This window comes from Micromonospora cremea, from assembly GCF_900143515.1.
In the GTDB taxonomy this organism is placed as follows: Bacteria; Actinomycetota; Actinomycetes; order Mycobacteriales; family Micromonosporaceae; genus Micromonospora; species Micromonospora cremea.
The window spans coordinates 4,023,494-4,046,156 of the sequence record NZ_FSQT01000002.1; the positions used below are offsets into that span (position 1 = coordinate 4,023,494).

Annotated in this window: 24 protein-coding genes, 1 tRNA gene and 1 pseudogene; 11 read left to right on the plus strand and 15 right to left on the minus strand. The window is 72.0% G+C overall.

The features are described 5' to 3' along the window. The first annotated feature begins 33 nt into the window (after nt 1-33). Entirely contained in the window at nt 34-453 is a 420-nt protein-coding gene (locus BUS84_RS32355) for a hypothetical protein (protein ID WP_074319268.1), read from the plus strand. Nucleotides 454-533: 80 nt separating this feature from the next. Here the strand turns inward: BUS84_RS32355 and BUS84_RS32360 are convergent, their stop codons facing one another. Beyond that, on the minus strand, nt 534-2,828 hold the full coding sequence (locus tag BUS84_RS32360) for a HelD family protein (RefSeq protein ID WP_074318183.1): 2,295 nt from the start codon (nt 2,826-2,828) through the stop codon (nt 534-536). A 148-nt stretch (nt 2,829-2,976) separates the two neighbouring features. Here BUS84_RS32360 and BUS84_RS32365 point away from each other — a divergent pair, with 148 nt between their 5' ends. After that, entirely contained in the window at nt 2,977-3,612 is a 636-nt protein-coding gene (locus BUS84_RS32365) for an SGNH/GDSL hydrolase family protein (protein WP_074318184.1), read from the plus strand. Between the two features lie 236 nt (nt 3,613-3,848). Then, nucleotides 3,849-5,075: an IS110 family RNA-guided transposase gene (locus tag BUS84_RS32370; RefSeq protein WP_074318185.1), complete on the plus strand. Its 1,227-nt coding sequence runs from the start codon at nt 3,849-3,851 to the stop codon at nt 5,073-5,075. A gap of 126 nt (nt 5,076-5,201) precedes the next feature. On the opposite strand, the gene BUS84_RS32375 is transcribed toward BUS84_RS32370, so the two are convergent. Continuing rightward, nucleotides 5,202-6,329, minus strand: a complete 1,128-nt coding sequence (locus tag BUS84_RS32375; RefSeq protein WP_074318186.1) for a LolA family protein — start codon at nt 6,327-6,329, stop codon at nt 5,202-5,204. A 96-nt stretch (nt 6,330-6,425) separates the two neighbouring features. Between BUS84_RS32375 and BUS84_RS32380 the strand changes: the two genes are divergently transcribed. Together BUS84_RS32380 and BUS84_RS32385 are read left to right on the plus strand one after the other, a co-directional pair. After that, nucleotides 6,426-7,082 (plus strand): response regulator transcription factor, encoded by a 657-nt coding sequence (locus tag BUS84_RS32380; RefSeq protein WP_074318187.1) that lies wholly within the window; start codon nt 6,426-6,428, stop codon nt 7,080-7,082. 173 nt (nt 7,083-7,255) lie between these two features. After that, entirely contained in the window at nt 7,256-8,620 is a 1,365-nt protein-coding gene (locus BUS84_RS32385) for a sensor histidine kinase (protein ID WP_074319269.1), read from the plus strand. A gap of 18 nt (nt 8,621-8,638) precedes the next feature. Here the strand turns inward: BUS84_RS32385 and BUS84_RS32390 are convergent, their stop codons facing one another. Both BUS84_RS32390 and BUS84_RS32395 read right to left on the minus strand, forming a co-directional pair. Continuing rightward, a complete protein-coding gene (locus tag BUS84_RS32390; protein WP_074318188.1) occupies nt 8,639-10,303 on the minus strand; it encodes a tetratricopeptide repeat protein in 1,665 nt (554 codons plus the stop codon). 57 nt (nt 10,304-10,360) lie between these two features. Further along, nucleotides 10,361-10,822, minus strand: coding sequence for a MarR family winged helix-turn-helix transcriptional regulator (locus BUS84_RS32395; RefSeq protein ID WP_074319270.1), 462 nt, complete (start codon nt 10,820-10,822; stop codon nt 10,361-10,363). A 49-nt stretch (nt 10,823-10,871) separates the two neighbouring features. Between BUS84_RS32395 and BUS84_RS32400 the strand changes: the two genes are divergently transcribed. Together BUS84_RS32400 and BUS84_RS32405 are read left to right on the plus strand one after the other, a co-directional pair. Further along, the gene (locus BUS84_RS32400; RefSeq protein WP_074318189.1) at nt 10,872-11,393 is read left to right on the plus strand and encodes a VOC family protein; all 522 of its coding nucleotides are present in this window, start codon (nt 10,872-10,874) and stop codon (nt 11,391-11,393) included. 24 nt (nt 11,394-11,417) lie between these two features. Beyond that, entirely contained in the window at nt 11,418-12,308 is an 891-nt protein-coding gene (locus BUS84_RS32405) for a hypothetical protein (RefSeq protein ID WP_074318190.1), read from the plus strand. A gap of 93 nt (nt 12,309-12,401) precedes the next feature. Here BUS84_RS32405 and BUS84_RS32410 read toward each other — a convergent pair whose 3' ends face one another. From BUS84_RS32410 to BUS84_RS32425, 4 genes are all read right to left on the minus strand, one after another. Further along, nucleotides 12,402-12,581, minus strand: a complete 180-nt coding sequence (locus BUS84_RS32410) for a DUF4236 domain-containing protein (protein ID WP_030333600.1) — start codon at nt 12,579-12,581, stop codon at nt 12,402-12,404. 153 nt (nt 12,582-12,734) lie between these two features. Next, a complete protein-coding gene (locus BUS84_RS32415; protein ID WP_074318191.1) occupies nt 12,735-13,253 on the minus strand; it encodes a GNAT family N-acetyltransferase in 519 nt (172 codons plus the stop codon). Further along, nucleotides 13,253-13,708 carry an RrF2 family transcriptional regulator gene (locus BUS84_RS32420; protein WP_074318192.1) on the minus strand — a complete coding sequence of 152 codons (456 nt, stop codon included), beginning with the start codon at nt 13,706-13,708 and terminating at the stop codon, nt 13,253-13,255. The genes BUS84_RS32415 and BUS84_RS32420 overlap by 1 nt, the downstream gene beginning before the upstream one ends. Before the next feature lie 43 nt (nt 13,709-13,751). Continuing rightward, on the minus strand, nt 13,752-14,708 hold the full coding sequence (locus BUS84_RS32425; RefSeq protein ID WP_074318193.1) for a helix-turn-helix transcriptional regulator: 957 nt from the start codon (nt 14,706-14,708) through the stop codon (nt 13,752-13,754). 210 nt (nt 14,709-14,918) lie between these two features. Here BUS84_RS32425 and BUS84_RS32430 point away from each other — a divergent pair, with 210 nt between their 5' ends. Continuing rightward, nucleotides 14,919-15,695, plus strand: a complete 777-nt coding sequence (locus BUS84_RS32430) for a glucose 1-dehydrogenase (protein WP_074319271.1) — start codon at nt 14,919-14,921, stop codon at nt 15,693-15,695. Nucleotides 15,696-15,808: 113 nt separating this feature from the next. Here the strand turns inward: BUS84_RS32430 and BUS84_RS32435 are convergent, their stop codons facing one another. Then, a complete protein-coding gene (locus BUS84_RS32435) occupies nt 15,809-16,240 on the minus strand; it encodes an SsgA family sporulation/cell division regulator (RefSeq protein ID WP_007457244.1) in 432 nt (143 codons plus the stop codon). Between the two features lie 294 nt (nt 16,241-16,534). Here BUS84_RS32435 and BUS84_RS32440 point away from each other — a divergent pair, with 294 nt between their 5' ends. The 3 genes from BUS84_RS32440 to BUS84_RS32450 all read left to right on the plus strand — a co-directional run bounded on the left by BUS84_RS32440 (nt 16,535) and on the right by BUS84_RS32450 (nt 17,738). Beyond that, on the plus strand, nt 16,535-17,164 hold the full coding sequence (locus BUS84_RS32440) for a TIGR02611 family protein (protein ID WP_425293476.1): 630 nt from the start codon (nt 16,535-16,537) through the stop codon (nt 17,162-17,164). 51 nt (nt 17,165-17,215) lie between these two features. Continuing rightward, nucleotides 17,216-17,287: transfer RNA gene (locus BUS84_RS32445), tRNA-Val, on the plus strand. Between the two features lie 124 nt (nt 17,288-17,411). After that, nucleotides 17,412-17,738 carry a hypothetical protein gene (locus BUS84_RS32450; RefSeq protein WP_244298921.1) on the plus strand — a complete coding sequence of 109 codons (327 nt, stop codon included), beginning with the start codon at nt 17,412-17,414 and terminating at the stop codon, nt 17,736-17,738. A gap of 313 nt (nt 17,739-18,051) precedes the next feature. Here the strand turns inward: BUS84_RS32450 and BUS84_RS32455 are convergent, their stop codons facing one another. The 6 genes and pseudogenes from BUS84_RS32455 to BUS84_RS32480 form a co-directional block, all read right to left on the minus strand. Then, nucleotides 18,052-18,432: a hypothetical protein gene (locus tag BUS84_RS32455; protein ID WP_074318196.1), complete on the minus strand. Its 381-nt coding sequence runs from the start codon at nt 18,430-18,432 to the stop codon at nt 18,052-18,054. Between the two features lie 541 nt (nt 18,433-18,973). Continuing rightward, on the minus strand, nt 18,974-19,558 hold the full coding sequence (locus BUS84_RS32460) for a hypothetical protein (protein ID WP_143728585.1): 585 nt from the start codon (nt 19,556-19,558) through the stop codon (nt 18,974-18,976). A 360-nt stretch (nt 19,559-19,918) separates the two neighbouring features. Further along, nucleotides 19,919-20,038: pseudogene (locus tag BUS84_RS40980) on the minus strand (GntR family transcriptional regulator); the annotation flags it as partial. Between the two features lie 166 nt (nt 20,039-20,204). Further along, the gene (locus BUS84_RS41380; protein WP_084757668.1) at nt 20,205-20,858 is read right to left on the minus strand and encodes an SMI1/KNR4 family protein; all 654 of its coding nucleotides are present in this window, start codon (nt 20,856-20,858) and stop codon (nt 20,205-20,207) included. A gap of 74 nt (nt 20,859-20,932) precedes the next feature. After that, nucleotides 20,933-21,721 (minus strand): SDR family NAD(P)-dependent oxidoreductase, encoded by a 789-nt coding sequence (locus tag BUS84_RS32475; protein ID WP_074318200.1) that lies wholly within the window; start codon nt 21,719-21,721, stop codon nt 20,933-20,935. 51 nt (nt 21,722-21,772) lie between these two features. Further along, the gene (locus BUS84_RS32480) at nt 21,773-22,348 is read right to left on the minus strand and encodes a TetR/AcrR family transcriptional regulator (RefSeq protein WP_074318201.1); all 576 of its coding nucleotides are present in this window, start codon (nt 22,346-22,348) and stop codon (nt 21,773-21,775) included. Nucleotides 22,349-22,663 lie beyond the last annotated feature (315 nt).

The following is a 22,663-nucleotide window of genomic DNA, read 5'->3' on the forward strand; positions in this document are numbered from 1 at the left end:
AGTCAGTTCCACAGCTTCTGCGAGGTGATGGACGTGCGTGAGGACGACATGCGGCAGGAGGCCGCCCGCCAGGCGGAGAACCGGATCGCCGGCGGCGTGTACGGCGAGGGCGCTCTCGACGAGGTGACGGTGCCGCCCACCGACGTGCTGCGGGTGATCCAGGACGAGGACCCCGACGATCCGGCGAACGAGCCGGTCGACCCGCAAATGCTGCGCGACGGCGGCCCGGTCGGCGGGCAGGGCGCGGTGACCACGACCGGCGGCACCGCCGGCCCGGCGAGCGTGCGTCGGCTTGCCCGGCAGCCGGAGCGGCACCCCGGCAAGGTGGCGCCGACCACCACCGGTGACGCCACCACCGGTGGCCTGGGCACCCCGATGGGCGGCAGCACCAGCGACCAGTCGACGTCCGCGACCGGGCCAGCCAAGTCCATCCAGGACACAGCCCGGGACTGACCGGCGGCGCACGGTCCGCCCGTCACCGCCCCCGCCGACCCGCAGGTCGGCGGGGGCGGCGCGGATCCGGGTCGCCCGGGTCAGCCGGCGGGGCGCAGGATGCCGAGGCGTTGGGTCGCGCGGGTGAGAGCCACGTACAGGTCGCTGCGCCCGCGCGGCGACTCGGCCACCATCCGGTCCGGGTCGACCACCAGCACCGAGTCGAACTCCAGCCCCTTGGCCTGGGCGACGGTCAGCACCACCACCCGGCTCTCCAGCTCCGGATGCTCGCCCACCGCGGCCTCCGGCAGCGCCGCGGTGACCGTCGCGCCCAGCGCGTCCACCCGGCCGGCCGGCACGATCACGCCGAGTCGACCCTCGGCCAGCCCGGCCGCCTCCCGGGTGGCCGCCGCCACCAGCTCCGCCGCCAACTGCTCGTCGGGCACCGTCCGGTCCCACGGCGGTACGCCGCTCTCCCGCACCGAGCGCGGCGGCCGCAGCGCCGGGTCGATGTCGGCCAGCACGTCGGCGGCGACCGCCATGATCTCGGCCGGGGTGCGGTAGCTGACCGTCAGCTCGGTCAACCGCCACCGCCGCGCCACGTACGGCGCGAGGGCATCCGCCCAGGAGGGTGTGCCGGTGAGCGCGCCGGTCTGTGCCACGTCCCCGACGATCGTCATCGACCGGCTCGGGCAGCGGCGCATCAGCAGGCGCCAGGCCATCGGCGACAACTCCTGCGCCTCGTCCACGATGACGTGACCGAACGCCCAGGTCCGGTCGGCGGCGGCGCGCTGCGCGGTGGTCAGGCGGTCGGCCTCCTCCTGCCGCTCCAGCAGCCGGTCCGCGTCGATCAGGTCGGTCACGCCGAGGATCTCACCGCCTTCGGCCTCGTCCTCGACGTCGATCGAGCGGGAACCCCGGGCGATCTCCAGCACGCCCTCGGCGTACTCCCGTTCCATCCGGCGAATGCGATCGAGCCGCGCGGCGGCGGCCCGCTCGTCCTCGCCGAGCAGCTCGGCGGCCTCGTCCAGCAGCGGCACGTCGGCCGGCGTCCAGCCACCCGGCTCGCGGTGCAGCAGGGCCCGCTCTTCGTCGGTGAGCATCGGCGCGGCGGCGGCGATCCGGTCCGGGTCGGCGTACAGGTCGGCGAGCAGGCGCTGCGGGGTGAGCACCGGCCAGAGCCGGTCGAGGGTGGCCTGGATCTCCGGTTCCTCACGCAACTCCCGCCGGATCTCGGCCCGGTCGGCCTCGTCGAGCAGGTTCTCCCCGCCCAGCGGGTCGGCGCCGATCCGCTCGGCCACCTGGTCGGCGAGCGCGTGCACGATCTCCACGTCGAACAGCGCCCGGGCCAGATTGTGCGGCCGGTCGGTGCGGCGCACCCGGTCCCGGGCGGTACGCACGGTCTCCGGGTCGAGGGTCAGAGCCTCCCGCTCCACCTCGATCTCCAGCGGCTCGTCCGGCACCCACTGCCGGTCCCGTACGGCCAGCGCCAGCATCTCGGCCAGCACCGCTCGGCCCTTGAGCGCGGCGGTCTCGGCGAGCTCGGTCCGCTGGGCGCTCACCCCGGGGAAGAGGTCGCCCTGGGTACGCAACAGCACGCCGGTCTCGGCCAGCGTGGGCAACACCTGGGAGATGTAGCGCAGGAAGGTCGCGTTCGGGCCGACCAGCAGCACGCCCCGGCTGGACAGTTCCCGCCGGTGTGTGTAGAGCAGATACGCCGCCCGGTGCAGCGCGACCGCCGTCTTACCGGTGCCGGGCCCGCCCTGGACCACCATCACCCCGGGCAGATCGGCGCGGATGATGCGGTCCTGTTCGGCCTGGATCGTCTCCACGATGTCGCGCATCCGGCCGGTGCGACCGGCGTTGAGCGCGGCGAGCAGCGACGCCTCGCCGGTCAGCTCCTCGTGGGCGTCCGGAGCGGCGGTGTCGATGTCGAGCACCTCGTCGTTGAGCCCGGTCACCTTCCGCTGGCGGGTACGCAGGTGCCGGCGGCGGCGGACGCCCTGCGGGTTGGCGGCGGTGGCGAGGTAGAACGGGCGGGCGGCGGGGGCCCGCCAGTCCATCAGCAGCGGGTCGTAGTCACCGGTGGTGTCGAAGATGCCGATCCGGCCGATGTAGCGGCGGGAGTCGTCGTCGCCGTCGAGACGCCCGAAACAGAGCCCGTCCTCCACGGCGGAGAACTGCTCGACCTGGTCGGCGTACATCGCTACCGAGCTGTCCCGCTGGGAGCGGTCCTGGCGGGTGCCGCCGGTGTTGCGCAGTTCGTCGGTGAGCCGGGAGGCGGCCTGCTCACGCAGCCCGTCCAGCCGGTCGTAGAGCATCGAGACGTACTCCTGCTCGCGACCGATCTCGTCATCGAGCGGCAATTCGCCGGAACCGCCGGAGTGCCTTGACAAGCCGTCTCCCTAAAGATTAGAATCCTTTGCAGGAACGGCTTTCAAGCCGTTCTTTTTTGTGCCCTCGAACTGTTGAAGATAGCGCGTCCCGCCAGCCTCGACCAAGCTGACCGGGTCGGCGCGCCCGGTGATCGCGAGGTGGCGGCGGATGATCCTGCGGACCGGGCAACGGGTGGTCTTCATCGGCGACAGCATCACCGACTGCGGCCGGCGAGACACCGCCACGCCCTACGGCGCCGGCTACGTCAGCCTCGTTCGTGCCCTGGTCGGCGCCCGCCACCCAGAGCTGGACGTGGAGTGGATCAACCGGGGTGTGAGCGGTGACACCGTCCGGGACCTGGCCGCCCGCTGGGACGACGACGCCATCGCCGTGCGCCCCGACTGGCTCTCGGTCATGATCGGCATCAACGACATCTGGCGGCGCTACGGCGATCGGCCGGACGACGCCGTCCCCATCGACGAGTACGAGCGCACCCTGCGCGACCTGCTCCGCCGTGCGGTGGATGCCACCGGCTGCCGGCTGATCCTCGGCGACCCGTTCCTGATCGAGACGGACCGCAGCGACCCGCAACGCGCCGACACCGACCGGTACTGCGCCGTGGTCGCCGCGCTGGCCGCCGAGTTCGACGCGGTGCACGTGCCAACCCAGGCGGCGTTCGACCGGGTGCTCGCGGTCAGCCCGGCGAAGCGCTGGGCGGACGACCGGGTGCATCCGCACCTGCCCGGCCACGCGGTGCTCGCCGACGCGTTCCTCGCCGCCCTCGGCGCGACCGCCACCCCCTAATGGGAGGCGTCGGGTCAGCCGGGAGGCAGACTCGATGTCCGGTAGCCGCGGACGAGTGAGCACTCCCACCCCCTGGACCGGTGAGTCCTAGGGTCAGACCGTGCCCTTGTCCGTGGTCGGGAGATGGACGGCTGATGGGATGTCGTGCCCGCCGGGGTCGGCGTGAGCACTGGTCCATTAGGGCGCTGAGTTCTCCCGCGGGCTGCTGACGGAGTTGCGGTGGAACGGAGGCGGGTGTGCTGTTCGTCGGTGACGACTGGGCGGAAGATCATCACGATGTGGAGGTGCAGGACCAGCACGGGCGGGTGATGCGCACGGCGCGGCTGCCCGAGGGTGTGGACGGGATGGCCCGCTTTCATGAGCTGGTCGCCGGGTTCCTGGCTGATGACGCCGAGCCTGCTCAGGTGGTGGTGTGCATCGAGACTGATCGTGGGCCGTGGGTGCGGGCGCTGGTCGCGGCCGGCTACCAGGTGTTCGGGGTGAACCCGAAGCAGGCCGCGCGGCATCGGGAGTTGGTGTCGCTGTCGGGGGCCAAGAGCGACAAAGGCGATGCGCACGCCTTGGCTGACATGGTCCGGACCCGCCGTCATCAGCTGCGTCCAGTGGCCGCCGATTCCGACCTCGCCGAGGCGGTCAAGGTGGTGTCCCGGGCGCACCAGACGCTGATCTGGGAACGCACCCGTCACATGCTGCGGCTACGCGCGGCGCTGCGGGAGTACTTCCCCGCCGCGCTGGATGCCTACCAGCCGCTGACACTGACCGGGGTCGACACCCTCGAACTGCTGGCCAAGGCACCCACCCCGGACCAGGCGGCCACGCTCACCCTCACCCAGATCAGCACGGTTCTCAAGCGGGCCCGCCGCCGCCCGATCGCAGACAAGGCCGCCACGATCCAGCGGGCACTGCGCACCGCGCACCTGCGCCAACCCGAGGTCGTCACCGCCGCCTACGCGGGCACCATCGGCGCCACCGTCGCGATCCTACAGACCCTCAACGCTCAGATCCGGGCCATGCAAGGCCAGGTCGAGGCGCATTTTGGCCAGCACCCGGACGCTGAGGTCTACCGCAGCCAACCCGGCATCGGCGTGATCCTCGGCGCCCGGGTGCTCGCAGAGTTCGGCGACGCACCAGGGCGCTACGCCGACGCCAAAGCCCGCAAGAACTACGCCGGCACCGCACCCATCACCCGTCAGTCCGGCAAGTCCAAGACCGTCCACGCCCGCATCGTGCACAACGACCGGCTCGTCGACGCCCTGCACACACAAGCCGGCGCCGCGATCCTGCACGACCCCGCGGTCCGCGCCTACTACGACGAGCTGCGCGCCCGCGACATCGGCCACAACGCCGCGCTACGGCAGATCGGTAACCGCCTCGTCGGCATCCTCCACGGCTGCCTCAAAACCGCCACCCTCTACGACCAGACAACCGCCTGGTCGCACCGGGCCCAACCCGTCGCTGCTTGACATCCAAGCGCCTGGGATGTCTGACCCGCCCGACTGACGGTCCGCTTCGCTCGACCGTGGAGCCCACCGGACACGACGACGCGCCGGGCCGACCGATGGTCGACCCGGCGCGACAACACCGGAAGATCAGCCGCGAGCGACCTGGTAGAGCCGTTCCGGGGTGACGGCGCCGGCGAGCACCCGGCCGTCGTCGGTGAGCAGCACGCTGAACAGCTTGCTGGTGAGCAGTCGGCCGCTGCCCCAGTCACCGTTGACCGCCTCGAGTCCGCCGAGCAGCTTCGACACGTCGACGTCCGGCGCACCGGCCGGCTTGGCGCCGGCGGGCTTCCCGCTGGCCGGCTTGCCGCCGATAGCCTCGTCGAGGCGGGCGACCAGCACCGTGGTCCAGCCGGTGCCCACGGCGCGTACCTGCGGCTCATCAGCCGGCTCGGAGTGGCCGGGCCGGGCCGCGGGCGGCCGCTCGGCCGACTCCTCGGTGACGGTCACGCCGGGCGGCGGGTTGAAGGTGAACTGGTCGGCGTCGGGCCGCCGGTAGTCGACCTCGGTGAAGGCCACCTCGAACGCCGGCTGGTCGCTGCCCGTGGCGAGGACCTCGAAGCGCAGCGGCACATGCTGCTTGGCGTCGATGGCGATCCGCAGCTGGTGCACCAGCGAGTCGCGGTCGCGTGGCTGGAGCACCAGCTCGTACGCGTCCCGACCGGCGACGGTCGCCGACCGGCCCACGCTGACCTCGGTGCTCGGGTCGATCGCGCGCAACGCCAGGTCGGCTGCCTCCTGCGGGGTGGCCGGCAGGCTCGGCGCCGCCTCGGGCACCGGCTTCTCGGCCGTGGCGTCGCGCAGCGTGAGGTGGCTGGCGGTGTTGGTGCGGCTCTCCCAGCTCCACACGTCCCGGCCGTTGCGGATGACGTCCCGCTCGCCGAGGGTGTCCAGCAGCGCCACCCGCTGCTGCTCCGGGCCGGAGTACCAGACCCGCAGGGTGTGCGTGCCGGCCAACAGGGTGGTCAGGTCGTTGCCGGGGATCAGCCCGACCAGCGGCGGCAGGCCGAGGTCGGCGCGCTGCACGACCGTGCCGGACAGCCCCTCCAGCCGGGAGGTCTGCAAATCGACCAGGAGCTGGGCGGCGGTGCGCGGCGGCAGGCTCGGTTCGGCCTCGGCGGCGAATGTGCCGACCGCCGCGCCGCCACCGATGACGGCGACGGCGGCGGTCGCCGGGACCAGCCAGCGCAGGACGGGACGGCTTCTCAAAACGGACATGTGGCAAACCTCCTGCGACCATCCTGCCCGCTCGGCGCTGTGAACACGCTGAGGACGCCGATCCGCCGGGATTGACCCAGGTGGCACCCTTGAGCCGTGCGGTTGCTGGTGGTGGAGGACGAGGCCCGGTTGGCGGCTGCGCTGCAACGCGGGTTGCAGGCGGAGGGGTTCGCGGTGGACGTGGCGGCGACCGGCCCGGCCGGGTTGGAGGCCGCCCGGCACGGCGGGTACGACGCGATGATCCTCGACGTGATGCTGCCCGGCCTCTCCGGTTACGAGCTGGTCCGGCGGCTGCGCGCGGAGGAACACTGGCTGCCGGTGCTGATGCTCTCGGCGAAGGACGGCGAGTACGACCAGGCCGACGGCCTGGACTGCGGCGCCGACGACTATCTCACCAAGCCGTTCTCGTACGTGGTGCTGCTGGCTCGCCTGCGGGCGTTGCTGCGCCGGGGCGCGCCGGAACGCCCGGCGGTGCTGACGGTGGGCGACCTGCGGTTGGACCCGGCCCGGCGGCGGGTGACCCGGGCCGATGCCGAGGTGGCGCTGACCGCACGGGAGTTCGCGTTGCTGGACTACCTGATGCGCCGGCCCGGCCAGGTGGTTTCCAAGATCGAGCTGCTGGACCACGTCTGGGACGCCAGCCTGGAGACCGCGCCGAACGCGGTCGAGGTGTATGTCGGCTACCTGCGCCGCAAGCTCGGCCGGGACCGGTTGGAGACCGTCCGGGGTGCCGGCTACCGGCTGGCGACGTGAGCACGGACGTGCCGGCCGACCTGACGACCGGTGTGCCGCCCGCGCCCGGCGCCACCGCGGCGGCCACCGACCGCCACGTGACCTCCGCCGGTCCGGCGACCTCCGCCGGTCGGCGGCACGCCGGCCGGTCCTGGCGCGGCCGGTTGCCGGTGCTCGGGCTGCGCGGCCGGCTGATGGCGATCGGGGTGTTCGGCCTCGCCGTGGGTCTGGCCCTCGGCGGGGTGGTGCTGCTCGGCGCGCTCGGCTACGTGCTCCAGCGCACCGTGGACACCGAGGCGTTCCGGACCGCCGACGCCGTCGCCCTGCTCACCGCCGAGGACGCGCTGCCCGACCCGCTGCCGGTGGCGGGCGGGCAGGTCCGCGTCCAGGTGATCGACTCGCAGGGGCGGATCCGGGCCGCCTCGATCGACGCGGACCGGCTGGTCCCGATGGTCCGCCCGGAGCGGCTGAACGGTGACCGCCGGCAGCGGCTGGAGGTGCCGGCGGAGCGGGTGGGGCTCGCCGGCCCGGTCCGGGTGGTCGCCGTACCCGCCGGCACCGCGGCCGACCCGCTCACCGTGCTGGTCGCCCGCTCGATGGCCGATGTGCGGCACAGCACGCACGTGGTCCGGACCATCCTGCTGGTGGCATTCCCGCTGCTGGTGGCCGTGCTGGCCGTGGTGGCCTGGCGGGTGGTGGGCGCGACCCTGCGGCCGGTGGAGGCGCTGCGCCGGGGCGCCGAGGAGATCACCGGGAGGGCCGGGGCCGGGCGACTGCCGGTGCCCGCCTCGGCCGACGAGATCCATCGGTTGGCGGTCACCCTCAACGGAATGCTGGACCGGTTGGAGTCCGCCCGGGCCCGACAGCGGGCGTTCGTCTCCGATGCGGCACACGAGTTGCGCAGCCCGTTGACCAACATCCGGACCGAGCTGGAGGTTGCCCAGCGCCTCGCCGGCCGCACGGACTGGACGGCGGTGACCGCCAACCTGCTCGCCGACACGGACCGGCTGAGCCGGCTGGTCGACGACCTGCTGCTGCTGGCCCGCCTCGACGAGACGCCACCGGCCCGGGGGACCGGGCCGGTGGAGCTGGGCGCCCTGCTGACCGAGGTCGCCGCCCGGTACCCCTCGCCGCCGGTGCGGGTGGTGCCGCCGCCGGGCCCGCTGTGGACGGTCGGGAACGCCGACGAGCTGCGTCGGGTGCTGGCCAACCTGGTCGACAACGCGGTCCGGCACGCGTACGGCGCTGTTCTGCTCGCGGTGGAGTCGACGCCGGCCCGGCACCGGGAGGCGGCGTACCACCTGGTGACGGTGACCGACGACGGCCCGGGGATTCCGGTGGCCGACCGGGACCGGGTCTTCGGCCGGTTCACCCGGCTGGACGACGGGCGGGCCCGCGACGAGGGTGGGGCGGGCCTCGGCCTGGCCATCGTGTGGGAGCTGGTCCGCCGGGCCGGCGGCAGCATCAGCCTGACCGGCGGCGACGACCAGCGGGGGCTACGGGTGTGTCTGCTGCTGCCGGCACTGCCAACCGACGAGGAGCCACGGACCGACCGCTGACAGAAGGCGGCTCAGCGGTCAGCGGCGGCGGGTGCAGACCTCATCGGCGCTGGCGACGGTGTCGGTGGACCAGACGACGGCCACTGTGAAGCAGTAGTCGTTGGCGCGGTTGAGCGCGTAGACGACGAAGCTGGTGGTGCCGGCGGGCAGCGTGGCGATGGCGTTCTTGCCCTGGCCGGCCCGGCCGGCGGAGACGATCACCGGTCCCTCGCCTCCGGACGGGTAGGTCCAGCGCAGGGCGATGTTGTCCCGGTTGTCGCGCAGGGTCACCGCGCCCGGTGGGGTGCCCGGCGCGGCCGCGGGCGGTGCCGCGCCGGACGGGGAGGCGCTGGTGGTGGCCGGCGCGCCCGTGCCGGTCGGGCCGGCGCTGGGCGAGCCGGTATCCGGAACGCGGGACTGGTCGTCCCGGTCGCCGACCCGGGCCACCCCGGCGATCACCGCCGCGGTGCCCAGCAGCACCACGACCACACCGACCACGACCGGGAGCAGCCGGCTGCGCCGCGGTGCCGATGCCCGGTTCGCGGGCACCGGCAGCAGCCGGGACGGTGTGTACGGCTCCAGCGGCGCGTACGGATCCGGCCGCGCGTACGGATCTGTCGGCGCGTACGGCTCGGACGGCGGGCTCGGCGCGCCCGGCCGGTGCAGCCGGTACACCCCGGACGCCTCTTCCGCGCTGCCGGCGAGCCCGACCACGGACGGGGGGACCGGTGTGTCGGTGGAGTGGCGCGCGGGCTCGTCCGCCGGACCGGGTGGCCACGCGAAGCCCACCGATCCACCCGGTTCGTCGGCCGGCGATCGAGGGTTCGGCACCGCGCCGCCGCCAGCCGCGGCCCCATGGCCGGCCAGGGCCTCATCGTCGCCGACGGCAGGGTCGGCCGCCGCCGGGTCGGCGTGCTGCGGCGGGTGATAGCCGGACCCGACCGACCCGTCCCGGTGTGACGGGGCCCGGGCGGCCGGCACCACCGGGGTGTCCCGGGGCGTCTCATCGGCGCAGACGTGGTCGGGGTTGGCCGCCGCCCGGCCCAGCGCGCCCACCTGCACCGCCAGCGGGTCGTCGGCGGCCAGGTGCTGCCGGCACAGCTCGCCGGCCAGCGCCAGGTTGTCGTGCGCCTCGGCGAACCGCCCACAGTCGCGCTGCATCGCGCCGAGCCGGGCCAGCATCTTGATGCCGCTGGGATGCCCGTCGCCGTACACCTCGCGGTGCAGCTCCCAGGCGTCCTGGAGCCGGTCGCGGGCGACCGTGCACTGGCCGCGGGCGTACTCGACGGTGGCCAGGTCGGCGTGCGCGGCGAGCACCCGCAGCGACTCAGGGCCGTCCTGCGCGGTCAGCTCGATGATGACTTCCTGGTAGAGCCGGGCGGCCCGGGAGTGGCTGCCGACCCGGTGCAGCACCGCGGCCAGGGTCGCCGCGGCGGCCACCGTGCGCGGGTCGGAGCGGCCGTGCAACCGGGTGGTGGCCGCGTACGCGAAGGCGGCCCAACCCCGGGCGGAGTGCGGCTCGCCGAGCGCGACCAGCACCCGCGCCTGGAGGCTGGCCGCCTCGGCCAACTCGGGGGTGGCGTTGGCCGGGCGAGGGTCGGCGTCGGTGAGCGCGTCGGAGAGCAGCCGCTGTGCGCCGGCCAGGTCGCCGGCGGACACGAGGTGGTGCGCCTGATCAGTCAGTTCGCCGAAGCCGGAGGGCACGCCCCATCGTGCTCATCCGACGACGGTAAGTACAAGACCCGCGCCGGTGTCGATCGGTCAGGATCCGGTCAGGTGCTCGGCCAGCGTCTCGCTGATCCGGCGCAGCTGGTCGACCTGGGCCGGGCTCAACGCGTCGAACAGGTGCCGACGTACCCCCTCGACGTGGCCGGGGGCGGCGGCGGCGAGGGCGGCGAAGCCCGCGTCGGTGAGCAGCGCGACCTGCCCACGCCGGTCGGTGGCGCACTCCTCGCGGCGCACCCATCCCGCCGCCTCCAATCGGGCCACGGCGTGCGAGAGCCGGCTCCGCGACGACCCGGTCGCCTCGGCCAGGTCGCTCATCCGCAGCCGTCGGTCGGGGGTCTCGGAGAGCCGGACCAGGATCTCGTAGTAGGCGTGCGGCATCCCTGCGTCGCGTTGCAGCTCGCGGTCGAGCGTCTCCATCAGCGCGCGGGAGGCGGTGAGGAACGCCCGCCAGGTGCGCTGCTCGTCGGGGTCCAGCCAGCGGGTCATGACGACCATCATACGCGCAATGGTTGAGAGTTCAACTAAATCGCGCTAGCCTTGAGCCATGGGAATCCACCGGCTCAACCACGCTGTCCTCTACGTCAGTGACCTCGCCCGCAGCGTCGCCTTCTACCGCGACGTGCTGGGCTTCCGCCCGGTGGCGATGACCCCGGACGGCTTCCGGGGCGCCACCTTCCTCCAGGCCCCGGATTCGACCAACGACCACGACCTCGGCCTGTTCGAGATCGGCGCCGGCGCCGGGCGGTCGACCGCCGGCCGGGCCACCGTCGGGCTCTATCACCTGGCCTGGGAGGTGGACACCCTCGATGAGCTGGCTGCCACCGCCGAGCGGCTCTCGGCCGCCGGTGCTCTGGTCGGCACCTCCGACCACGGCACCACCAAGAGCCTCTACGGGCAGGACCCGGACGGCCTGGAGTTCGAGGTGGTCTGGCTGGTCCCGGCCGACCGGCTCGACGACGACGCGCTGGCCGCCCGCAAGCGGATCGGCCGGCTCGACCTGGCCGCCGAGCGGCAGCGCTACGGCGGGCAGACCCGGGGCGGGGTGGGGATCTCCGTCCCGGCCTGACCGGTCGTAGGGTAGAACGGACCGATGTCGACCGACCGGACCACCGACTTCCTCCGCGAGCTGCTGGTCCGCCAGTTGACGACCTGGCTGCCCGCGGCCCTGCACCGATCCCGGCGGGCCACCATCGCCCTCGCCTGGTCCGGTGACGACGCTGGTGGCGCGGCGGCCGCCCTACGGGTGGTCGCCGGGCACGCCGACCAGGTGCGCGGCCGGCGGGTGACCGTGCTGGTGCTGGCCGACGGTGCGGCGGACCTGCCGACCCGGCTCGGCCCGGTCGAGGCGGAGTTGCCCGCCGAGGTCACCGTGCACCTGCTGCCGGGCGTCCCGGACCGGCTACCGGTCGCGGTGAAGGCGGCCGGCGCCGCCGGCTCCCCGCTGTTCTGCTTCGTGGACCTGCCCGGCGCCGTGACCCCGAAACTGCTCACCGCCGCCGCCAACGGCCGCACCGGGGAGGTGCTGCTGCACGCCGGCAGCGCTGCCCGCGACGCGCTGGTCGCCGCCGGCTTCCCCCTGGTCGCCGAGGTGGCGCCGGTGCTGCCGAACGGCACGGCGGCCGGCGTGATCGGGTTCGGCAGCCGCTCGGACCGGAGCCTTGAGGCGGTCCGCGACGCGCTCTGGGCGGTCGGCGCGGACCTCGACGTGGGCTTGTCCGACCCGGCTGACCCGGCGGGCGCGCCGGTCGACGTGGCCGGCGATCCCGACCCCGAGCCGCTGGCCCGCGAGCTGCTGGCCGAGCTGCGGCACGGCGGGCCGCGGCCGGTGACCGAGCTGCGCCGGCACACCCTCACAGCGACCGTCTACCGGGCCGCCGACGCGACCCGGGCGCTCACCGGCCTGCTCGACGCGGGCGACGTGCGCCGCGAACGCGAGGCCGGCCGGCTGGCCGGCGACGAGATCATCACGTCGACGCGTTGAGCGCACCCGGCCGCCCGGGCCGATGTCACACCGACCCACGGACGCCGAGCGGGGTGCCGGTGATCACCGGCACCCCGCTCGACTCCCGGGACACTACGACCGGGACTTGTCCTGCTTCCAGGACAGCGGACCCGGCAGGTCGACCCGGTGCGCCCTGGCCTTGGAGTTCCAGGACCAGCGCCCGATCTTGATGCTCCACGAGGAGAAGCCGTTCTCGGTGAAGTTCAGGATGATCGGACCATACTTCTTGCGCTTGCGAAACATGAGGCCCATCGGAGGACTCCCCTCGTCACCGTTCCCTGCCGTGTCGAGATCGAACATGCCCGAACCGGTGAATTCCGAAACCACGTCGGAGTCTGGCGTGGACGGTCGCCCGATGCGGCGTCGCAGTCTCCATTCAGGAGATGCGCTGTGAGCCGGCCGGCCTCAGGCCGGGACGGTGTCCCGGTCCAGCGCGAGGACCCGGGTGACGCTGCCGTCGTCCTCGGTCACGTCCTGCTGGTGGACGAAGCCCAGCTTGGCCAGCAGCCCGAGCGACGCATGGTTGGCGTCGGCGACCGTGGCGTACACCCGGGTCAGGTCGAGACGGTCGAAGCCGTAGCGGACCAGTGCGGTGGCCAGCTCGGTGCCCAGGCCGCCACCCCACGCCGGCTGGGCCAGGGCGTAGACCAGCTCGTGACCCTCGACGTCGTCCGTCCTCTTGATCTCGGCGTGCCCGACGTAGCGACCGTCCCGGCGGACCGCCCACACGTCGAAGAGGTCGTCGGCGTAGACCCGGCTGAACACCCGCTCGAACAGGTCGGTGGCGTCCGCCACGGTCAACGGCCCGTCGCCCATGAACCGGCCCACCTCGGGGTCGGCGAGCAGCGCGACGAAATCCTCGGCGTCGGCCGGTTGGTAGGGCTCCAGCAGCAGGCGGTCGGTACGCAGGGTGGGGGTGGGCATCAGCGGGGCTCCCAGGCGTCGGGCAGAGCGGTGAGCTTGCGGACATGGGCCGGCAGCCGACCGCTGACGATCTCGGCGAGGCTCACCTCGTCGACCACCCGGCGGACCGCGGCGCGTACCGCCACCCAGAGGCCGGGCAGGTTCTCCGCCGCGCCCTCGTACCGGGTCTCCTCCGGGCGCAGGCCACGTACCCCGGCCAGCGGACCCTCCACCGCGCGCAGCACCGCGCCGACGGTCACCTCGCGCGGTGGGCGGGCGAGCGTGTAGCCACCCTCGGCGCCGCGCTGGGCGCGGACGATGCCGGCACGGCGCAGATCGGCCAGGACCGCCTCCAGGAACTTGCGGGGCATGTCCTGCTCCGCGGCGATGGCCTGGGTGGACCGCAGCGAGGGGTAGGCGGTGGCGAGGCTCAGCGCCGCCCGTACCGCGTAGTCGCCGCGCGCGGAGATCTGCACCCTGCCATCATGCCCGGCTGGAGCCGCCACCTGGCGCGGCGGGCTACCCGGGGCGGGCGGCGTGACCGCCGTTGGCCGGCTCGCCAGGGGTGCCGGGGCGGAACCGGCCAGCATTGGCGTTCGTCGTCTCGGCCGGTGCGCGGGGCCGCACCACCCGGGCGGCGGCCGGCTGGTCCCGGGCGGCCCGGAACGCGCCGGGGCTGAGCCCGACCTCGCGGGTGAAGAAGCGGCCGAAGTTGGTGGGTTCGGAGAAGCCCAGCTCCCGGCCGATCCGGGCGATCGGCTCGTCGGTCGCGGCGAGCAGCCGACCGGCCTGCAATGCGACCCGCTCGTCGATGACCTGCTTGGCGCTGCGCCCGGTGACGGCCAGGCAGGCCCGCGTCAGGGTCCGGACCGAGCAGCCGAGGGCGGCGGCGTAGTCCTCCACCCGCCGGGTGTGCTGGTAGCCGTGCTCCACCTCGCGGCAGAACCGGTGGAACGTCTCCACCTCGGGCCGGCCCGCCGCCCGGTCGCCGCCGGGCAGGGCCAGCCGCAGCAGCAGCACGGCGAGCTGGTGGCGGAGCAGGGCGCGGCCGGCGGGGGTGTCGCGATGCCGCTGGCAGTCCACCGCCAGCTGGCTCACCTCGCTGATCACGGCGTCCTCGTCCTCGCCGGCCAGCTGCCGCCAGGTCGGCGCCGCATCCGGGTCGACGTCGAGACCGCGCAACGCCTCGGAATCCCAGCCGACCACGGTGGCGTCGAACTGCGGGCCGGCGCAGCGCAGCACCTGGCCGGCGCGGACGCGCAGCAGCGTGCCGGGCCGGCACGGCAGCCGGTGGAAATCCAGCTCGGCGTCGCCGTGCCCACGGGTGGTGAGGATCAGCAGCTCCCGCTCGACGAACACCGGACGGCGCCAGCCCCGGTCGCGGGCCAGGTCGGCCAGCGCGAACGTGGCGATCTCGTCGGGGACGGGTGGTGCCGTTCCGATCGTTGCCGCAGGAAGGGGACCGGTGGAGACCATCGCCTGCGACGGTAGCCCGAACCGCAGGTCACCGCATCCCGACCGCCGGTGCCTGCTGCAGCGGATCCGACGCAACGTCACGGGGCTTGTCGCGATCCCGGCGGCCGGGCTACGTTACCCGGCGGTAGCGCCGTCCGGTACCCGGTCCGCCCGGCGCCCCGCCGGCCTCCCGCCGGACCGGCGGACCCGCCGACTCGCGATGGGATGGGCATGACGCAGTTGTTCTCGGTCGAAGGCAAGACGGTCCTGGTCACCGGCGGGTCGCGGGGGATCGGTCTGATGATCGCCCAGGGCTTCGTCCGGGCCGGCGCGCACGTGATCATCTCGTCCCGCAAGGCGGACGTCTGCGAGGCGGTCGCCAAGGAACTCTCCGCCGAGGGGCGCTGCGAGGCGATTCCGGCCGACCTGAGCGCCGACGCCGGGGCCGAGTCGCTGGCCGCCGCCGTCCAGGAGCGCTTCCCCCGCCTCGACGTGCTGGTCAACAATGCCGGCGCGACCTGGGGCGCTCCGCTGGAGAACTACCCGGAGGCCGCGTTCGACAAGCTCTGGGCGGTCAACGTCAAGGCCGTCTTCCGGCTGACCACCGCGCTGCTGCCGGCGCTGCGCGCTGCTGCCAGCGCCGACGACCCGGCCCGCGTGATCAACATCGGGTCGATCGACGGCATCCGGGTGCCCTGGCTTGAGGTGTACGCGTACTCGGCCACCAAGGCGGCCGTGCACATGCTCACCCGCAGCCTGGCCCACCAACTGGCCGGCGAGCAGATCACCGTCAACGCGATCGCGCCCGGCCCGTTCGAGAGCAAGATGATGGCGTTCGCGCTGAACGACCCGACGAGCCGGGCCAGCATCGAGCAGCAGGTGCCGCTGGGCCGCATCGGGCGTCCGGAGGACATGGCCGGCACGGCCATCTACCTCTCCTCCCGCGCCGGCGCGTACCTCACCGGCGCGGTCATCCCGGTTGACGGCGGCATCACCACGCACGGCTGAGCACCGGCCGACCCGGAGCGGGCGGGCCCGCGTACCCCGGGGTGTGCCGGAGCCGCGCGGTCGGCAGATCCGCGCGGCCCCGTGATGGCCGGTGTTGCCCGGTCGGGCGGTGGTCAGCGACCGGCGAGCAGCCGGTTCACCGCCGTGTCGACGTCCAGGTGCTCGGCCTCGCGACCGCGCGGGACGACGACGTAGGTCCGTCGAAGGAAACGCACCAGGACACTGCGCGGCACCTCGAAGAGGGCGTTGCCGTCCGGTGACGATAGGGCCAGCGCGACGAAGTCGCCGCGCGGAGTGGCCCAGGGCCAGACCCGCACATCGCCGATGCCGGCTGGCTCGTCGAGGCCGGTGACGAGCAGTTCGCGAGCGAAGGACCAGCTCACCGCCTCGCCGCCGGCCGATTCGGCATGGAACAGGACATGGACCGCATACGGGTCAGCAGGGTCGTAACGCAAACTGGCACGCACCGGCAATGCGGTGGCGTCAGGTGCGACGAGCCTTAGCGACGTCTCGACCTCTACGGTCGTCGGTCGAATGACACTCATGGACGTTCTCCCCCCGGCACCGCTGCGGAACGCGCGTGTCCCGCTTTTCCCATACTCAGGTGCTACTCCTGGCTACGCTCCGCCATACGCTGACTTCACCCAGTGGTGGGAAGGGGGACGGAAAGGCCGCGTGAATGTGAGGATTCATGTAGGATTTCCGGTTCTGCCCAGTGCGTGATCCCGCCCGGCGTCGGGTGGCTCAGTCGTCGACTTACTCCGGTAACGTCCAGTCGGCCGTTGCAGTGACGGGCCCGGGCGACACTGGGGGGTGAAATGGTCGCGAAGCGATCCTCAGTGGATCCGGCAGCGGCGTCCGGTCCGCCGAACGTCGCGGTCCGAACAGCCGAAAAGCGGGGGTACGCAGTGCCAATGGAGCAGCCCGAGCGGCCCGGTCGGCCGGGCTCCGACCCCAGCCGTCCCGGTGCCGGAGCAGCGGGCCGGTCTGGCGGCGGTGGTGCGGACAACGCCGCCGGGGACGGAGCCGGTCGTGCCGGTGGCGTCCTCGTGGTGGCGGACCCGCCGCGGCGCCCTCGCTGGCGGGAGCGGGTCTCCACCACCCTCGACCTGATCCGGGCCAACCCCACCGGCCGGATCGCCCTCAAGATCTTCATCGCGATCGCCGGGGCGCTGGTCGTGACCATCGGCATCGCCCTCATCCCGCTACCCGGGCCGGGCTGGCTGCTGGTCATCGCCGGGCTGGGCATCTGGGCCGTCGAATACCACTGGGCCCGCCGGTTGCTCGGCTTCACCCGCCGTCACGTGCACGGCTGGACGAACTGGGCGAGGCGGCAGTCACTGCCGGTACGGATCGCGCTCGGCTCCGTCGGCCTGGTCTTCGTGGCTGTGGTGGTGTGGCTGTCACTCAAGTACAGCCTCGGCATCGACGTGGTGGCCGCGGTGATGAAGTACCTCGCGACGCACTGACCCCCGGATTTCCGGTCTGGTTCCACGATCGGGTAGAGTCATCGGCGCTGAGGGCGATTAGCTCAGCGGGAGAGCGCTTCGTTCACACCGAAGAGGTCACTGGTTCGATCCCAGTATCGCCCACGCAGGTCAAAGGCCACTTCCCGGAAACGGGAGGTGGCCTTTCTTGCTGTCGTACAGCAGCTTTGTACAGCAATCGCGGTCGTGGTGTGCGGGCGCTACCGGGAGGGTGGTGAAGGTGACGGACATGCTGAGGATCCAGGACCTTCGCCAGGTGTGTGCAATGCTGCTGGACGCAGTGGAAGAGCGTTTCGGGCCGGAAATCGATCTGTCGGACGCCGGTGTCGACCACTACTGGAACGTCGACCTGCGGACCGCGTTCGAGGTGAAGGAGGACCCGGCAGCTGGGATCGACGTCGGGCAGAGCAGCGACGACACTGCGGAGCTGCGCGCGCTGCTGCGCCGTCCGACGGACGACGTGCCGGTGCTCTGGCACGACCTGCAACACCTTGCCGGAGTTCTGCGGCTGCTGGCCTATCTCGACCTACCGGCTACGGGAGCCGACGAGAGCTGAGGCCAGCCCGCTGTGACTGGTGCCGTCTGGGAGCTCGCAGGTGCCGGGGTCAGCGGCCGAGGGTGTCGCCGAGGCGCTTGGCTGGCGGCGTCAAGATGAGTGTCTAATTGAGTGACTACGGGTGCGAACACTGCCGCACAACCACGGACGTCAGAGCATCCTTCGCGCAACTCAAAGGCGCAGAAACGGCAGCTCAACGAAGCGGAGTCGTTGCCTGGGGGCCAAGGGGTCGTCAGTTCGAATCCCGCCGTGCCGACGACGGTCGGAGGGCATATCCGATCGATGGGTACGCCCTCCCGTCGTTGAGCGGCTGTCAGGCGAGGCACTGGCCGTGCGGCAGAGCCCCGAGCACTTTCTGCTGCCCGCCCCAGCCCACCACGCAACCGGCGCCCGCCGATACGGCGTAGACGATGGCGTGCCGGGGTGCTGGATCCGTTGGCCCCGCTGGTCGTACGACGATGTCGGTGAAGCCGGCGGCGGCGAGCGTCTGCCGGATCTGGTCGGCGGTCTGCTCGGGGTTGTCCGTGGGCGGAAACATCCGTCGGCGGGCCTGCTCCGCCGAGCACTCCTGGGTGACTGGCCGGGCACAGTCAAACGTCACCCGGTCGATCGCTGCGCCGACGGCCTCGGCTGCGGTCTCCGCCTCAGCTCGCTGGCTGGAGGTGAGTTTGCTGCGGCGCAGCTCGTCGTCCACTATTCGCTGACAGTAGGTGGGGTCGTCGTCTTGGCCGGCCGGGCCAGCCCGGCTGCAGAGGATGGCGGGGCCGGACGTATCGGCCGGGGCCGGTGTGCCGCGAGTATATTGCCGTTTTGAGTCGGCGGCGGCGGTGGACCTGGTGCCCGGCTCCGGGGACGGTCGTCCGCAGGCGGTGAGTGTCAGGGCGGCGAGCAAGAGCCCGACCAGCGCCGCCCGGGAGGAACCGATGATTGGAGCCTGCGCGTGCACTGCCGCAGCATAGGGTTTTGGCCGGCCGCGCGGTGCCCACTCGCTTCCTGAGGAACGAGCGCCCCAAGGCCTGCATTCAGCGTCTCGACTGGTGCCAGCAGTACAGCAGTGGGGTACAGCAACCGCGCCAGCCGAACCGGCCCGAGACGCGCCTCAGCAAGCCGTTTGGCCTCGCATTCAGCCTTATCCGACCTGAGCCACCGGATGCCGTGGCCCGCGTAACTCGGGGTGCCTTTCATCCGATCACCCGACAATTGACAGTTGCGGGCCATCGGCCGTCGAGGACTGCTCAGACGGACAAGCACGTGCCATCGGGCAGCGTCCCAGCTACACCGGCCGCCTCGCGCGAGGACAATACGTAGCCGAGCACGCAGGCACCTTCAACCCGCGCGGCGAACACGAGCCCCTTGCCCTCGGTGATGTCGTCGGACCGCGCGGGCCGTACGACATGGTCGACCAGACCCACTCGGTTCAGCGCGTTTCGCAGCTCGACGGCGTCGACGTTGTCGCGACTGCATGGCCCGGGCCCGCCGGCCGCAGTCGTCGCGCAGACGGACGGCTGCCGATCCGCCAGGGCCGACAACTCCGTTCGGAGTTCAACGGCGGCGAGGTGGGCGGCCTCCCGCGCCGCTTCGCTCGGCGTGCTCCGGCCAGCCGCAACGGCGAGGTCCCAGCATGGATCGGGCACCGCTCCGGTCGGTTGCGGCGGTTGGAAACAGGTGATGAAACGGGGGGCGCTCAGTTCTGCCGCAGTGCTGCCACCATGACTGCTCCGGACCAAGATCGGCGCGGTGAGCGAGACGGCGGCAGAGAGGACGAAGGCACCACCGAGCGCTGCCGCTATGACAGTCGGTCTCGGTGAGCGCCAGTTCACCTCGCAGACAGTACGCGGAAGGGCTTGGCTCCGTGGTCCGACGTTGTCCAGATGGCCGCCCGCTGGCTCGGTCCGATCGCTACCGCCCACCGCTGGTTCGCCCGCCGTCGCGGCATCGACTGCCGTACTGACATCTGCCGTTGACATCAACGGTGGCGGCTCAGGCCGGACAACCGCCTACGAGTGTCGCCTCAACCCGAATCGAGTGAACGCCTGCGGACGCCGCGACTCTTGCCCGAAACGCCTTACAAGCGAAGGGTCACGGCCGGCCGGTGGGCAGGTTCTTCCGGGTTCGTTGCAGCCCCCGCAGCGACCGCTGGCCGGTGATCTCCCGGCCAGATCAGCATCCGGGCTACCCGGGGGGCGCGGGTTCGCGACGTACATGCCCTTGCCCTGTGGGCCGTCGATCAGCCCTTCGGCTGTGAGCACGAGCATGGCGGCGCGGATCACGGTGTTGCTGACCTCGTAGTGCTCGCACAAGGGTTCCGCGTTGTAGTGCTCGCCCTCCTTGTTCAGTTCTTCCGACAGAACCTCATGAGCGCTGGGGCGATTAGCTCGGCGCGGGGGAGCCTACGTTCGTCACCACCAGTGAATCCGCCCGGTGTCATCAACATCTGGTTCGTTCTCCTCTAGCCGCTCGGCAATGTCATAGAGCATCGCGGCGACGTCCTCCCATTTCAGGGTTGGCCGCTGCGCCCATATCCCTGTAGAACTGCATAACGCAACCATGTCTGCGGCCACTTCGGAGATCCACGAACAGGTGCGCCCCGCCATGGTCACTGGCGATGGGCAGCCACGCTGGTAGCCATGTCTCACATCTGGTGCCGGCCGGCCGACTGCTGTGCGAGCTTATAAAAGCTTCAAGCTCGGCGATCGGGATCGGCGCGATCTGCCGGGCAACCTCCATCGAGGTTCGGCGACTCCTGAGGGCATCCGCAACGGAGTAAGGGACGAAGCTCGGTGGGACGAGTGAACCGCTGTCGGCCTGCGGGGACGCACCGTTGGCGTCGGACCACCAGGACAACAGGTCCGAAGGGACCGGCTGGTCAACTGCCTCTTCGACCGCAGCGAGGTCTTGCTCTGAAGCGGGCGGCCTCAGTGCCGCGCGAACCCTGGGCGCGTGCTGCCGAAGCCACCTGTCGATCCTGCCGATCGCTGCGTCCGCAACCGCTGCTCGTGGCACACCAGACATCGTCCACCTCCATATCGTCCCACCAGACAGCCTCCTGCTTCCTTGCTCCATGTGCGACTGGACAGAGCCGCAGGTGACTGCGAGCTGAAGAGAGCAGCCGCCCATCATGTGGTGATGGGCGGCTGCTTCTCCCGTCGCCCGCTGCCTGGTTGGAATGTCCAAGTCCTGACGGGCGAGTGTGGTCAGAGCGTCTTGACCTGGCCGCCATCGAGGATGAACTCGGCGCCGGTGGTGTTGGCGGAGCGGGCGGAGGCAAGGAACAGCACCACGTCGGCGACCTCGCTGGCCTCGGTGATCCGGCCGGTGCTGATCGCCATGCTCTGCGGCACGACCTCGTCGAGCGCCTGCTGGGCGGTGACACCGGCGCCGGCGGCAACGGCGTGCGCGAAACCGTCAGGCCCGGTCCAGAACGGGGTCCGCACCGGACCGGGCGAGACGGCATTGACCCGCACACCGCGCGGCGCGAACTCCTCCGACAGGGCCTTGGTCAGGTTGGACATCGCCGCCTTGGCCGCCGAGTAGTCGACCACCATCGGGAACGGCAGCCGGGCATTGATGCTGCTGATGTTGACGATCGTCCCGCCGTTGTCCAGCAGGGCGGGCAGGGCCGCCCTGCTCGTGCGTACGGCGCTGAAGAAATTCACGTCGAACACGCGCGCCCACTCGGCGTCGTTGACGTCGAGGAACCCTGACCGGCCGCTGCCGGCGCCAACGTTGTTGACGAGCACATCCAGGCGCCCGTACGTCGACAGCGCGGCGTCGACGAGCCGCTGCGGGGTGTCCGCGTCGGTGATGTCGGCCAGCACCACGGTGGCGCCGCGCGCGGCCTGGGCCTCGAGCTCAGGTGTGCTCGTACGGCTGCTCGCCACCACGTGCGCACCCTCGTCGAGCAACGCCGCCACGGTGGCCAGACCGATGCCCTTGCTCGCGCCGGTGACGACGGCGACCTTGCCTTGCAGGTCGAGATTCACTACAACTCCCCAGTTGTTGACTGATCGGTTCCTAATTTGGGCAGCAAAAAGTCAGTCGAGGGCGCCCAGGGCAACCTCCACGGCATTGTCGAGGAATGCTCGATCCGCGCGGGCCTTGCCCATCACCCGCAGACCCTGCAGGAACGTGGTCAGGAACTGCGCCAGCTCCTGCGGTTTCTTGTCCGCCGCGATTTCCCCGCGGACCCGCGCCCGCTCCAACGCCCCGGCCAGGGCCGACTCAATCTGACCCATCGTGCGCGAAACCTGCTGCACCGTGTCCGGGTGCGCCGAGCGCTCCGTGGCCGCGTTGACCAGGAGGCAGCCCAGCTCCGGATCGGCCAGGTCGGCCTCCACCAACTCCAGGAGCACCGCCCGGATCGCCGGACGCACCTGCTCGGCCCGGTCCAACACCTCGATCAGCCCCACCGCGTGGCGCTGGCAGTAACGGCGAAGCGCAAGCGCATAGAGCTGCTCCTTGGATCCGAAAGCCTTGTACAGGCTGCCCCGGGCGATTCCGAGGCCCCCCACGAGATCCTCCGTCGAGGTCGCCTCGAACCCCTGGCGCCAGAACAACTCCATCGCGCGGTCCACCGCCGCGTCGATGTCGAACGTCCTCGGCCTACCCATGCGACAACCATAGGGGTAAGGAACTGATCAGTCCACTACTGTGGGAGCAGTCACCCGATGGGAAGTCAGCAAGAGGTGTGGCGCCGGTCACCGTCGGGCGACCTTCGATGGTGACCGAGACGCACGCGACGACATCAGATGGTGTCGGCTGAAGCGGCCCCTGCCGTCTCCTGCTTTCGAACACCGGCGCTGCCTGGGGCGCTAAGACAACTGGCCCGGCTGTGCCCATGTGCGGCGGGGCTGCCGCCAGCGTGGGTAAACCGCCGCCAGAGGCGTAGGCGGCTTCAACCTTGTCATGGGCTGGCGGAGCGGTGC

Bases quoted from the DNA above. Each gene is read 5' to 3' on its own strand.
- BUS84_RS32365 (WP_074318184.1), top strand. From the start codon at position 2,977: ATGATCCTGCGGACCGGGCAACGGGTGGTCTTCATCGGCGACAGCATC.
- BUS84_RS32375 (WP_074318186.1), bottom strand. From the start codon at position 6,329: ATGTCCGTTTTGAGAAGCCGTCCCGTCCTGCGCTGGCTGGTCCCGGCG.
- BUS84_RS32385 (WP_074319269.1), top strand. From the start codon at position 7,256: ATGGCGATCGGGGTGTTCGGCCTCGCCGTGGGTCTGGCCCTCGGCGGG.
- BUS84_RS32395 (WP_074319270.1), bottom strand. From the start codon at position 10,822: ATGGTCGTCATGACCCGCTGGCTGGACCCCGACGAGCAGCGCACCTGG.
- BUS84_RS32400 (WP_074318189.1), top strand. From the start codon at position 10,872: ATGGGAATCCACCGGCTCAACCACGCTGTCCTCTACGTCAGTGACCTC.
- BUS84_RS32405 (WP_074318190.1), top strand. From the start codon at position 11,418: ATGTCGACCGACCGGACCACCGACTTCCTCCGCGAGCTGCTGGTCCGC.
- BUS84_RS32410 (WP_030333600.1), bottom strand. From the start codon at position 12,581: ATGGGCCTCATGTTTCGCAAGCGCAAGAAGTATGGTCCGATCATCCTG.
- BUS84_RS32415 (WP_074318191.1), bottom strand. From the start codon at position 13,253: ATGCCCACCCCCACCCTGCGTACCGACCGCCTGCTGCTGGAGCCCTAC.
- BUS84_RS32425 (WP_074318193.1), bottom strand. From the start codon at position 14,708: ATGGTCTCCACCGGTCCCCTTCCTGCGGCAACGATCGGAACGGCACCA.
- BUS84_RS32430 (WP_074319271.1), top strand. From the start codon at position 14,919: ATGACGCAGTTGTTCTCGGTCGAAGGCAAGACGGTCCTGGTCACCGGC.
- BUS84_RS32435 (WP_007457244.1), bottom strand. From the start codon at position 16,240: ATGAGTGTCATTCGACCGACGACCGTAGAGGTCGAGACGTCGCTAAGG.
- BUS84_RS32450 (WP_244298921.1), top strand. From the start codon at position 17,412: ATGCTGAGGATCCAGGACCTTCGCCAGGTGTGTGCAATGCTGCTGGAC.
- BUS84_RS41380 (WP_084757668.1), bottom strand. From the start codon at position 20,858: ATGATGGGCGGCTGCTCTCTTCAGCTCGCAGTCACCTGCGGCTCTGTC.
- BUS84_RS32480 (WP_074318201.1), bottom strand. From the start codon at position 22,348: ATGGGTAGGCCGAGGACGTTCGACATCGACGCGGCGGTGGACCGCGCG.